The organism is Paenibacillus sp. GM1FR, assembly GCF_002803315.1.
GTDB classification, from domain to species: domain Bacteria; phylum Bacillota; class Bacilli; order Paenibacillales; family Paenibacillaceae; genus Paenibacillus; species Paenibacillus amylolyticus.
The window spans coordinates 184,826-197,054 of the sequence record NZ_MKZL01000054.1; the positions used below are offsets into that span (position 1 = coordinate 184,826).

Here is a 12,229-nt window from a genome sequence, read left to right on the forward strand (position 1 = left end):
GGAAAGAGGGTAGGGCTCGTTCATGTTATTCTACGTACTTGCGGCACTGGTACTGATCTTTCTTGCTCTTCTGTGGGCAGGAGGGCTTTATTTTTTCAAAACGGCCATTCGCCGTACAGCAAAAACGTTTTTGGTAGATAATCCAAATCTGATGCCTGAACCGGACAATGAAATCATTAGCAGTGCTTCTGACCTGAAGTGGCTGGATGCTCAGCCTACAGAAGAGATATCTCTTCAATCACATGATGGATTAAAACTGTATGGTACATGGCTCGGTTCCAATAAAGGGTCGGATCAGACGGTTATTCTGGCACATGGTTATTCGGGGAGAGGCAGAGAAATGGCTGGATTCGCCCGGTTTTATGCGGAAAAGCACGGTTATAACGTACTCATGCCAGATGATCGAGGTCATGGACAGAGTGAAGGTGATATCATCGGTTTTGGCTGGTTAGATCGGAAGGATTATGTCCAATGGACGAACTGGGTGCTTGAAAAAGTGGGTACACAAGGTCAAATCATATTGCACGGCATATCCATGGGAGGAGCAACCGTACTGATGACAGGTGGTGAAGTCCTGCCGATTCAGGTTAAAGCCATTGTATCTGATTGTGCGTATACATCCGTGGAAGAAGAGCTGACGTTCCAGTTGAAGCAATTATACAAGCTCCCTGCATTTCCGTTTATACCTGTCACAAGTCTGATCTCCCGGTGGAAAGCAGGGTATTCCTTTAGAGAGGCTTCGGCTCTCAAGCAGCTTGCCAAAGTTAACGTTCCCGTGTTATTCATCCACGGTGAGGCTGATACGTTTGTACCAACGGAAATGGTGTACAGGTTGTATGAAGCTTGCCCAACCAAAAAGGAATTGCTGACCGTCCCCCGTGCCGGTCATGGCACAGCGTTTCAAGTCGATCGCACCGGATATGAGGCGGCACTGGAATCCTTTATGAAGAAAAATCTGTCACCTGCTTTTAATTGATTTTTTTGTGACGATCTGGGTATTAAGTAGAAGATGCAAATCATTTTCTAAACGATGGGGGTATCTTGATGGGAAACGAACAATTTGAGGCTGCACGAAAAGCAGAGGAAGGTTATCATTCCAATTTCTATCAGAATAATGAATTATTCGCCTCTGGTACCTGGATGTCGAGGCCCATGCCTATGGTGATGGATATGCTGGAACGCCTACTTGCTCACAAGGAGGAATTGCGTGTCCTCGATCTGGGATGCGGAGTGGGGAGGCATACGATACCGATTGCACAGCGCCTTGCAAAAACGAAGAGTGAAGTCATCGGTGTGGATTTACTGGATGAGGCCGTAGACGGACTTCGCAAGTATGCGAAAGAATATCAGGTTGATCATATCGTGCAGGCAGTGAAAGCAGATGTTGAACATTATGCTGTGGAGCCAAACTATTTTGACTATATCGCTGCTTGCTCTTGTCTGGAACATGTCTCAAATAAGCAAGCCTTCATGGAAGCGATAGACCGGTTACAGGCCGGAACTCGTACAGGGGGCATTCATTGTATTACGATGAGTACCAATGTGGAGGAGAAAGAAATCAATACAGGCAAGGAGATTAAACCATTAATTGAACTGAACCTGCCCACAGCCGAGGCGATTGCTATACTGGAGGATGCCTACAAAGGCTGGAATATTCTGCTTCAGGAACATGTTACACAGACGATTGAAGAGGAAAAGTATGATGAACCGACACAATTTCGTTGTGAACTGCTTCGTTTGCTGTACAAAAGCAATAAATTCTCTGCCGGGACCTGACAATGGACCCGGCACTCTTAATGTGTGGTCTGAAGGGAGATGGTTAAGGATGAATACATATGTAATAGGGATGGATGGAGGAGGGAGCCACACGCGTGTGGCTGTCGCAGATCAGAACGGGAAGATTGTATCCTATGTGCAAAAGAATGGTTGCAACCGTTATCACGATACCAATGCTGAGCAAAATGTGCTGGAGGGTATCGGAGCTGAATCGGCACACGACTTGAACTTTTAGAGGCTAACGACTACAATACGATAACGGAAACAAGCAAGGTATAGGAGGAATCAAGGTGTTAATTAATCTGAAATCACGCATACAGGAGCCGGAAGTACAGGAGCTATTGTCCTACTCGGTCTTTCCTGATCCGGATCACTTGAACCGTGCGTTGCAACAATATGTAGAGAAAGACGAATTGCAAATGGGCGGTTACGAAGATGAGGGACAATTGATCGGTCTGATTGGATATGAGAAGACAGGAACAAGTGAGGTTACCATTCATCATATCTCGGTTTTGCCTGAAAACCGCTTTAAAAATTATGGACGTGGTATGATCTCACAACTGTTGGCAACATACAATCCTGATAGACTGATTGCGGAGACCGAGCTGGAAGCCGTCGAGTTTTATCGGAATACGGGGTTTGTGGTATATAGTCTGGGTGAATTATACCCAGGTGTGGAGCGATTCCGTTGTGTGCTTGAAAAAGAGGAAGATACGGACGAAGAGTAGCACAGAGACCTTTTATTACTTTAAGAAATATATGGATTATCATCAGTACAGGATGTTGGATTTGGCAATGAGCTGAGTCGGACGTCCTGTTTTTTTGTCGTTTTCATCTAAAAAGCAGGAAAAAAGTATTGCTTTGTAAGATTGTTTCATTATAGAATAGTTTCACAGAAGAATAGTTCGTTAAGTGAACTATATAGATTTGGGAAAGGAGAATGAAGAATGAGTACACCGGATGCAAAAAGTTTGGTGAACCGCTATTTGGATGCTTCCTTTATGGTCAATAAGCGGTTTGATACGCGGATACGCGAACAAGTGGGGCAGACCATAACGACCGATCAGTTCTGCGCACTTCGTCTGATTGAAGAGAAACCTTTCTGCACGCCCTCTGATCTTGCAGAGCTTCTGTGTATAGGTAAGAGCAGCATTACCGCTTTGGTCAACAAGCTGGTGGATCGCGATCTGGTCCATCGGGCCGGGGATGAACGTGACCGTCGCGTTGTATATCTGACACTGACGGATACCGGACGACAGGTATACAGGGAAACAGAACAGGAAATACAGCAGATTCTGGAGCCGTATCTGGTTCATTTTAAACCGGAAGAAGTCCGAATTTTCATTGAATCTTTTGAGAAGCTTGCAGCTTTGCTATCGCATGAAGGAGGACGGGAGAACGAATGAGAACGATACTAAAAGCAAGATGGTGGTTAATGGGGCTATGGGTTGTTGTAGCTGCCGTGTTGATGTTTACCGCCCCTAACATGAGTGAACTGATTCGGGAAAAGGGACAGTTTTCGGTTCCGGAAGGGTACTCTTCCACCCAGGCAGCAGCGATTCTGAATGAAGCTGCAGCACAAAAAGGAGAACAACAGGGGAGCCAGATCGCCCTTGTATTCTATAATCCCGATGGGCTGGGCACCACGGGGAAACAAGAGGCAGAGAAGGCAGTTAAGCAATTGGAGGCCGACAAGGAGAAGCTCGGTATTCTGTCCATTCTGGAACCTTTCTCTCAGCCTGAACTGTCCGAGAAGATGATCTCAGCTGACGGAAAAACGATTCTAACATCGCTATCCATTGATCAGGGAGATCGTACGGTCAAGGAAATGCGGGAAGACCTGAATGAAGCATTGAAGTCCGTCAATGTGGAGCACTACATAACCGGTAAAGGTCTGATTGATGAGGACACCATTGAAAGTTCCCAAGAGGGGCTTAAGAAATCGGAATATATTACAGTTGTCTTTATTTTACTCATTCTGTTCCTGGTCTTCCGTTCGTTTGTAGCTCCTTTTGTCCCGCTACTGACGGTGGGGATCAGTTACATTGTATCGCAACAGATTGTTGCATTTCTGGTGGATGGGATGGACTTCCCGATATCCACGTTTACACAGATCTTTATGGTCGCCGTCATGTTTGGTATTGGTACGGATTACTGTATCCTGCTGATCAGTCGGTTCAAGGAAGAACTGGCTCATCATGAGAATACGTGGGATGCCATCATTGCGACCTATCGTACTGCCGGTAAAACGGTACTCTTCTCAGCACTAGCTGTGCTGGTTGGATTCATTGCGATCGGCTTTGCCCAGTTTATGTTGTACCGTTCTGCGGTTGCCGTAGCTGTAGGTATTGCTGTGATGATGCTTGCCTTGGTAACCATTGTGCCATTCTTCATGGCGGTGCTGGGCAAGAAGTTATTCTGGCCGTCAAAGGGTTCACTTGAACATGCCGAGAGCAAGATCTATGGTGCAGCTGGTCGCTTCTCGCTGAAACGTCCATGGGCTGCGCTGCTCATCGTTGCAGCTGTCTGTGTGCCTCTTCTGGCAACCTACGATGGCAAACTTTCGTTCAATAGTCTCGATGAGATTGGCGAGAAATATGATTCCGTAAAAGCATTTAACATTATCTCCGACAGCTTTGGTCCGGGTGAATCGCTGCCGGGTCAGATCGTCATCCAGAACGATGAAGAGATGGATAATGCAAAGTATATGGCCGTTGCCGAGAAAATTAGCCGGGAAGTAGAGAAAGTAGCCGGAGTCTCTGGTGTCCGCAGTATGACACGACCTACGGGTGATGAGATTAAAGATTTTGAAGTTACCCAGCAAGTGGGAACATTATCGGATGGACTGGGTGAAGGCAAGACGGGTCTGGACAAAATCCGTGATGGCCTGAGTGAAGCCAGCAGTCAGCTAAGTAAAAATGAACCACAGTTAAAAGAAGCTGCTGATGGAGCAGGTGAACTTACCAAAGGAACCTCCCAGTTGCAATCGGGTATCACGCAACTCAGTGAGGGACTAGGGCAGATTGAAAAAGGTATTCGAGATGGTTCCGCAGGTGCAGGGGATCTGAAAGCCGGACTTCAGCAAGCCAAAACGAGTGCAGATCAGCTTGCGCAGGCGAACAATCAGTTGCTTGAAGCCTATCGTCAGGCGGGAGCAGGGGTCGCTGCGCTGGGGGATGGAACCCGCGAACTGGAACAACAGCTGAACGGGGTTTCAACAGCTCTAACCAGTCTGTCCGAATCCTTCACAGCACTTGAAGAGCGTTATCCTGAATTGCAGCAAGATGCTGATTACCAGCGTATCAAAGGCACGATTGGTGAAACAGGTTCTGGCACAGCGCAGCTTGCTCAAGGTTTGGGTCAGATTAAGACCAAGCTGGGAGAAGCCGCTGCTGGAATTAATCAGGCCAATGAAGGGTTTGCCTCCGCAGCAGCCGGACAAAAGGCGCTTGCCGATGGCCTGGGCCAGATTGTAACGGGAATCGGTCAGTTGCAATCCGGTCTCAAACAGGCTGCGGATGGTCAGGGCAAAGTGATTAGCGAGATTCCTTCCATCCAAGATGGACTTGGCCAGCTTCAGGGTGGTCAGGAGAAAATTCAGCAAGGCTTCTCTGATCTGAGTGGTCAGCTGACACAACTGACAGATGGACTGAACCAGAGTGTCGATGGTATTAAACAGGTATCTGGGGGGCTGGATTCAGCGCAGGACTACCTGACGCAATTGCAAAATTCACCAGATTCCGATCTGGCAGGCTGGTACGTTCCTGATGAAGCACTGAACAGCAAAGACTTCACACAGGTATTTGATACGTATCTGTCTGAAGATCGGAAAACGATGACGATTGATGTTATTTTCGCCGAAAATCCATACGGAACAGAAGCCATTGATCGTGTTCCTGACATTGAGGCGGCAGTACATCGCGCGGTACAAGGCAGTACGCTTGAAAAAGCAGACATCGCCATAGGTGGCGTTACGAGTACGTTTGCAGATCTGCAGGAGATCTCGAATAACGACTATACACGTACTGTAATGCTGATGCTGGCAGGTACATTCATTATTCTGGTCGTGCTACTTCGCTCGGTCATTATGCCATTGTATCTGATCGTTTCCTTATTACTGGCTTATTTCACATCGATGGCGTTAACCGAAGTGATCTTTGTTAATATCCTCGGATTCGCAGGCATTAGCTGGGTTACTCCGTTCTTCGGATTTGTTATGCTGATTGCACTTGGTGTGGATTATAGCATCTTCCTGATGGACCGTTTCAATGAGAACAAAGGCATGAAAGTACAGGATGCGATGTTGTACGCGATGAAGAACATGGGCACCGTTATTCTATCTGCCGCGGTCATTCTGAGCGGTACATTTGCTGCCATGTATCCATCCGGTGTTCTCTCGATGATGCAGATTGCCACAGTAGTCCTTAGCGGACTGATCTTGTACTCTCTGCTGTTCCTGCCATTCTTCGTCCCAGTGATGGTGAAGATGTTTGGCCGGGCCAACTGGTGGCCGTTCCCGAACAAGGAACAATCAGATTCCGTTGATTCGGATCGGACCATAGGCATGTAATGCATTGCAATGAATCAGGCTCTGCCGCGTTATGCGGCAGGGCTGTTTTCTTTTTTTTACCTCTACAGAAGAAGAAATATGGTTTTATGCAAAAGAAAGGTGCATGCCTAAGGACACCATCCCGCGCCTTGTCTTGCCACTCATCATAAGATATAGAGCAGTTCATTATTGTTCAGAGAAATCACAGCAGAGAGGGGCGACGGGATGGTATATCGATATGTGGCTATAGGAGATTCATTAACGGTAGGTACAGGAGCGTTGCTGGGCACCGGCTTTGTTCCTTTATATCGGCGAATGGCAGAAATGAATGTTCGTACGTTTGTATCCATGGAAAATATGGGCGTGAATGGACTGACGTCGGGGGAAATGTTGCAGATGATCTCTTCGCATCCCCGAGTGCGGCAATCGCTCCGTGAAGCGGATATCATTACCATATCCATTGGCGGTAATGATCTGATTCGTACGTTTAAAGCAAGTAATGGTATTCCAAATGCCAGCAAAATGACACAGGTGCTCGGAGAAACCCGCAGTAATGTATCCCAGATCATGCGGCACATTCGGCAGTTAAAGGGCAACCATGAGTATATGGTCCGATCCATCGGATTGTACAACCCGTATCCACAAGCGACGGAAGCTGCGTACTGGGTGCGCCAATATAATTCGTTTTTGAATGGAGCGGGATCAGGCAACTATGCGTGTGCTCAGGTGTATGACAGGTTTGAAGGTCGTGAACGTGAACTGTTGTTCTGGGACAGAGTGCATCCCAATGCAAGAGGGTATCGTGTCATTGCGGAGCAGCTTAATCGGACGGGATATTATCCGTTCTCTTGATCACTTTGGAACAGAACTAGACCAAGCGATGGACTTCCTTTAAGATAAATAAAAGACAGTTCCATTTTGTGAGATAAAGGGGTTAATTTTTGGTGCAAAACATCGATTCTGGTTCCCTCCATCCTTCAGAGCAGCAGCGTATATCCGAAGTGTTGGCCTTATATGGTTTTACATCGGATTGGAAAGGCGAGCGGGGAAAGGGTGGGATGAATAATTCTACTTACATGCTCCATGTAGACGGGACTAATTACGTCATGAGACAATATGAAACACATAATGATCCGATGAAAATTACCTTTGAACACGAGGTGCTGGAAGCCCTCCAACGTTCGAACTTTAAGCTTGATACACCTTCACTTGTAAGGCGGTTATCTGGTGAGAGAGGTACGTTCCTTCCTGTAAAAGATACCCTGACAGGTCATACCAAAATTGTGACTCTGTTTCAATATAGGGAAGGCGTCAATCCCATCTGGCATACACCAGATCAATTGATAGGGCTCGGTAAAGCGGCGGGGGCCCTGTCTTCTGTTATGGCTACCCTGGATATACCACTTGAACCTGTGTATCCACCATATTATCGAATTCAGGATGCGTATCCGCTCTGTTCACCAGAACGATTATTACAGTTATGCACATCGCCGCCAGAGCAATTGGCCTCATGTGCAAATGAGTTGAAGCAACTGAGAGAGGCGCTGCCAGATCTGTTTGAAGCCCTGCGGGGTATGGAACATCTGCCGCATCAATTGGTTCATGGGGACGTGAATGCCTCGAATGTATTGGTAGATCAGCAGGATGGTGGAATCTGTGCCATTTTGGATTTTGAATTTGCGACATGGGATTTGCGGGTAATGGAGCTGGCTGTTCCGATGTCTGACCTCCTTACCATGGACAAGAGTGAAGATTGGATGTGGCAGGCACAGGAGGGACTGATCAGGGGATTTCGGGAACAGGTCAGCCTGAAATCGGAAGAGTTGCTGGCTATACCTCGATTGATTTTACTGCGTAGTCTGGATGTGGTCATGCATTTCATCAGTCGGATGTTCGAGGGTACAGATGAGCCGGAAGTGGCTGTGGAGCAGATTGTGAAGCTGAAACAGCGGACCGACTGGATGCATCTCCATGAAGAACGACTGCGTGAGATATTGGTGTATTAATATCGCTGTTAAGAATAAAGTGCACTGGTTCTGCTCATACGAGGGCAGAGATCAGTGCACTTTTATTAGTTAGAAAAATGATGTGTGAAGATTACAGTGTATAGCGGATGACATTACAGTCCACGTTTGCGGAACCAACTGCGGACAGCCCAGCGGCGCTCCTGACGTTTTTTGTATTTGGGCAACGAACGATAAACGTTCAAAGATTGCTCGTAAGCCTGCTTCGCGTCTGCATTGCGTCCGAGGGAACGGTGAACCGAGCCGAGCAGATAATAGGCTTCACTGGAAGAGGAATGAATCTCCTGAAACTGATGCACATAATCCAGCGCTTTGTCCTCATGCGTATCTTTGAAAGCTCCAGCAAGGGTTAGGTACGGGCGTCCGTACTTGACTCTGGGGTTGATCTCGAGGGCTTGCAAAATATGACGTTCGCCTTTTTCGATGTTACCCAGATGAAGCTCAGTTGTCCCTAATGCCTCCCAGTACTCAGCTGATTGTTCGTATGGGCGCTCCAGTTCAAGCAATAAGGCATGTGCCTCACTGTAACGCTTGCGCTCAATTAACAGGCGAGCCAGTTCCAGCTTGGAGGAAACTTCATTGGGACTCATGGCAAGCTGTTGCCGAAGCCGGGAGATGTTACGCATACGTTTGAGAGGTTTCGTGAAGCTTGGGAACACCCCAACGTAACGACGATCCAGGAAATATAGTATAACGAGTAAAATGAGGATGGCAATGAACGGATTACCTACAATCCGCCATAGAAGGCCAAAGATAAGAAATTTAATAAGCACAGGTTCAACTCCATTTATGATGTAATCGCGTTTCGTACACTTAAAATATATTTCGACTGATCCAGCGGGTTAACTCCTCTGCGTTTGCAAGTATGATTCACATCCGCAGAACAATCTTGGTATCCGGCAAACGAAGTCGTAAGCACTCCGCGGCCGCTTGTCTCGGAACGCAGTTTCACCGGATAATCCATTGAGGTGGCAAGAGGCATAACTCCTTCAATAATACAACGTCCGCTACCAATGACGGGGGCTTCGAAGGTTGCCCGCATATGTACCAGATCACTAAGGGCCTTACCGCCGTATTCTTCCGGGACCGTCAGCCGGAACTGGAGAAGGGGTTCCAGCAACGTGGTACCTGTTCTCGACATTCCATCCATGATTCCCATAGGCGTGGCTACAACAAAATCCAGCGGATGCGTATGCCAGACATGATGTTCCCCTTCCATCAGCGTGATGCGCAGATCGGTTACTTCCCAACCGAGCATACCTTGAGACAAGGATTCCGGAATTCGTCGTTCAACTTCATTCTGATAACGTAACAGCAGATCTTCTGTCCTTACGGTTGAGGCATAGATCAGACCGCTTCCGCGAGGCAAAGGTTCAATCTTGAAGCGAAGGATGGCCCAGCAGGGCTTAGGCATCGTATAAGCGATGTAACCTTCTCCGGCTGTACGTGGTGTCTCCTTATAGATGACGGATGGCGGATCAAACACGACATCCAATCCGAAACGACTCAGCAACAGGCTGGATAAAATCTCAAGCTGAATGGTTCCCATGACCTTGAGATGCAGTTCTCGTTCCTCTGGCAACCATTGCAGGTCGAGTAAGGGGTCCTCATCCGTCAATTCTTGCAATGCTGCGACAAGATCGGGGTAATGTGCCGGGTCCTTGCCATGTACTTGTACGGTCAGCAAAGGCACAGCCATCTGTGGCAGAGGAGGTACACCTTCAGGATTGCCGATAATGTCACCCACATATGTGTCACTCAGTCCGTACAGCGCAGCAATCTGCCCCGCGTGAACGGCACCGGTATCCGCCCATTTTCTTCCATCCATTCGGCGAATCTGCGTCACTTTCTCTTCAAGCTCCCGCGTCGAATTATGGATGGTATCCCGATTGTGTAAGCTGCCACCATACATACGGACATATGCCGTGCGTCCCATCGTGCGATCACGTTCAATTTTGAACACAACACCGGATACGGGAGAGTCCACTGGTTGTGCAGGTGGAGGCAGAAATGCAAGGACCGTGTCCAGCAATGCCGTGACGCCAATTCCTTTGCCGGAAGCCCCATAACACACAGGGAACATCTCACCCTGATGCACATACCGCAGGAATGCTTCATTCAGATCCCTTTGTGATAACGGAGTCTCCTGGATGTAGGCTTCCATGACCTTTTCGTCCAGCTCGGCAAGTATCTCAACCAGACCTGGAATGGAAGGTGTGCCATCTGACAGAGAATCTTGATTCGGGTTCCATAGCGAGTCGATGCCATGAAATGAATCTTCGTGGAACTGATACGTTTGGATTTCGCATGCGAAAGGGGACAGGGTGGAACGAATCTGCTCCATTACCGCTGGGGCAGACGCACCAATCCGATCCATTTTATTAATATAAATGATGGTTGGGATGCGAAGTGAACGAAGGGCATGCCAGATGGCTTCACTCTGGGACTGAATGCCTTCTACTGCCGACAGAATGAGAATAGCTCCATCCATTACCCGTAGCGTTCGCTCTACTTCGGAGCTAAAATCAATGTGACCAGGCGTATCAATGAGGTCAATGATGGTGTTCTTCCAGATCAGAGAGGTCATGGCTGCCTGAACGGATATGCCACGTTCTTTCTCAATGTCCAGGGAGTCTGTGGCTGTTGTTCCGTCATCTACACGTCCCGGACTGCGGACGACACCACTCTCGTATAACATATGCTCGGTGGTGGTTGTTTTCCCCGCATCCACATGGGCGAAGATGCCAATATTCCTGCGATTCAATTCGTTTAACATGGAAAGCTAAGCTCCTCTGACAGCGGAATGCAATGTTTCCGACAAGTAATAATCCAGATTATCATACCACATCTTCCATATGGAAGAATATGTGGATATATATGATTAGACCCAGGCACCTATGTTCCAGTCTGGTTCTATTTTAACGAGAACTGTTCATGGTTCTGCGGTATGCTGCGGGCGTTGTACCGGTTAATTTTTTGAATTGACGGTAAAAATGGGGCAGGCTGTCGAACCCGCAAGCATCAGCAACGGCTGCCATCGTCTCATCACCTTGCACCAGATGCTCTTTCGCCATAATGACCCTTCGTGCTAATGCGTAATCCGTTAGAGTCATTCCCGTGTATCGTTTGAAGGCACGACTGAAATGGGCAGGGGATACAGAGGCGTGCTGCGCCAGTTCAGGGAGGGACAGGCCATTCCGAAGGTTATCGTCAATATGAGAGATCGTAGAAGAGAGCCATGAGGGACCTGGAGCGGATTTACCCGGATTCGCAGGTCCTGCAGCTTCCAGACGTTCCAGAAAAATGAGCAACAGTTGCAGCCTTAACAGGGCCGCATGTGCGCTTAGATGATGACCGAGCTGGAATTCGGTCTGAATATCATCAATGAGGGCGGCCACCTGTGATTGCTCCTCTGTGTTCAGATGCCTCTTATACACGCGTTGTTTACGACAACGTTCAAACAGGCTTAGCAAGGAAGAAGCAGCGCCTCCAGCGGTCGATGCCAGCAAGCCCGGGCTGAAGAACAATGCGGAAGATGTGACAGGATTGCCTGCATCCGGCAAGGCTCGGTGAACCGTGCTGCCCGGTATAATGAACAGATCTCCTTCTTGCATATTCTCAAGTCCCGTATCAATAAAGATGCTACCCTGACCCCGATATACATAGATAATTTCATGCCAGTCGTGAAGGTGATCTGGCAATTCGTTCTGAGGGGATTTGGTATCGCTGTACACCAGGCGGAACGGAATACCGGATTCTGCTTGAATAGTCGTACGAACAGGTGAACGTTCCATAAAGACTCCTTTCCAGACGATCGTCTTCAACGAGATGTTATACCTGGTCATGAGAGAGTATATTTACCGCAATATAAGCAATTTAA

11 protein-coding genes are annotated in these 12,229 nt (G+C 47.9%); 8 read left to right on the plus strand and 3 right to left on the minus strand.

Annotated elements, in window-relative coordinates; genetic code table 11:
• Positions 1–22 precede the first annotated feature (22 nt).
• The 8 genes from PAEAM_RS25040 to PAEAM_RS25075 all read left to right on the plus strand — a co-directional run bounded on the left by PAEAM_RS25040 (position 23) and on the right by PAEAM_RS25075 (position 8,331).
• A complete protein-coding gene (locus PAEAM_RS25040) occupies positions 23–976 on the plus strand; it encodes an alpha/beta hydrolase (RefSeq protein WP_100529360.1) in 954 nt (317 codons plus the stop codon).
• Positions 977–1,044: 68 nt separating this feature from the next.
• Positions 1,045–1,776 (plus strand): class I SAM-dependent methyltransferase, encoded by a 732-nt coding sequence (locus tag PAEAM_RS25045; RefSeq protein ID WP_100529361.1) that lies wholly within the window; start codon positions 1,045–1,047, stop codon positions 1,774–1,776.
• 49 nt (positions 1,777–1,825) lie between these two features.
• Complete coding sequence (locus PAEAM_RS25050; protein WP_036670270.1) at positions 1,826–2,011, plus strand: hypothetical protein; 186 nt, start codon at positions 1,826–1,828, stop codon at positions 2,009–2,011.
• Between the two features lie 55 nt (positions 2,012–2,066).
• The gene (locus PAEAM_RS25055; protein WP_036609514.1) at positions 2,067–2,504 is read left to right on the plus strand and encodes a GNAT family N-acetyltransferase; all 438 of its coding nucleotides are present in this window, start codon (positions 2,067–2,069) and stop codon (positions 2,502–2,504) included.
• A 219-nt stretch (positions 2,505–2,723) separates the two neighbouring features.
• Complete coding sequence (locus tag PAEAM_RS25060; protein WP_036609512.1) at positions 2,724–3,182, plus strand: MarR family winged helix-turn-helix transcriptional regulator; 459 nt, start codon at positions 2,724–2,726, stop codon at positions 3,180–3,182.
• The gene (locus PAEAM_RS25065) at positions 3,179–6,346 is read left to right on the plus strand and encodes an MMPL/RND family transporter (RefSeq protein ID WP_100529362.1); all 3,168 of its coding nucleotides are present in this window, start codon (positions 3,179–3,181) and stop codon (positions 6,344–6,346) included. Before PAEAM_RS25060 ends, PAEAM_RS25065 begins: the two co-directional genes overlap by 4 nt.
• 204 nt (positions 6,347–6,550) lie before the next feature.
• Complete coding sequence (locus PAEAM_RS25070; protein WP_017689264.1) at positions 6,551–7,177, plus strand: GDSL-type esterase/lipase family protein; 627 nt, start codon at positions 6,551–6,553, stop codon at positions 7,175–7,177.
• A 92-nt stretch (positions 7,178–7,269) separates the two neighbouring features.
• Positions 7,270–8,331, plus strand: a complete 1,062-nt coding sequence (locus tag PAEAM_RS25075; RefSeq protein WP_100529363.1) for a phosphotransferase — start codon at positions 7,270–7,272, stop codon at positions 8,329–8,331.
• Between the two features lie 113 nt (positions 8,332–8,444).
• Here PAEAM_RS25075 and PAEAM_RS25080 read toward each other — a convergent pair whose 3' ends face one another.
• The 3 genes from PAEAM_RS25080 to PAEAM_RS25090 all read right to left on the minus strand — a co-directional run bounded on the left by PAEAM_RS25080 (position 8,445) and on the right by PAEAM_RS25090 (position 12,173).
• Positions 8,445–9,122 (minus strand): tetratricopeptide repeat protein, encoded by a 678-nt coding sequence (locus PAEAM_RS25080; RefSeq protein ID WP_026081149.1) that lies wholly within the window; start codon positions 9,120–9,122, stop codon positions 8,445–8,447.
• Positions 9,123–9,136: 14 nt separating this feature from the next.
• A complete protein-coding gene (locus tag PAEAM_RS25085; protein ID WP_100529364.1) occupies positions 9,137–11,125 on the minus strand; it encodes an elongation factor G in 1,989 nt (662 codons plus the stop codon).
• 142 nt (positions 11,126–11,267) lie between these two features.
• Positions 11,268–12,173 carry an AraC family transcriptional regulator gene (locus tag PAEAM_RS25090; RefSeq protein WP_165790053.1) on the minus strand — a complete coding sequence of 302 codons (906 nt, stop codon included), beginning with the start codon at positions 12,171–12,173 and terminating at the stop codon, positions 11,268–11,270.
• Positions 12,174–12,229 lie beyond the last annotated feature (56 nt).

Excerpts from the sequence above, each read along its gene's own strand:
- PAEAM_RS25050 (WP_036670270.1), top strand. The coding sequence starts at position 1,826 with ATGAATACATATGTAATAGGGATGGATGGAGGAGGGAGCCACACGCGT.
- PAEAM_RS25040 (WP_100529360.1), top strand. The coding sequence starts at position 23 with ATGTTATTCTACGTACTTGCGGCACTGGTACTGATCTTTCTTGCTCTT.
- PAEAM_RS25045 (WP_100529361.1), top strand. The coding sequence starts at position 1,045 with ATGGGAAACGAACAATTTGAGGCTGCACGAAAAGCAGAGGAAGGTTAT.
- PAEAM_RS25065 (WP_100529362.1), top strand. The coding sequence starts at position 3,179 with ATGAGAACGATACTAAAAGCAAGATGGTGGTTAATGGGGCTATGGGTT.
- PAEAM_RS25060 (WP_036609512.1), top strand. The coding sequence starts at position 2,724 with ATGAGTACACCGGATGCAAAAAGTTTGGTGAACCGCTATTTGGATGCT.
- PAEAM_RS25070 (WP_017689264.1), top strand. The coding sequence starts at position 6,551 with ATGGTATATCGATATGTGGCTATAGGAGATTCATTAACGGTAGGTACA.
- PAEAM_RS25085 (WP_100529364.1), bottom strand. The coding sequence starts at position 11,125 with ATGTTAAACGAATTGAATCGCAGGAATATTGGCATCTTCGCCCATGTG.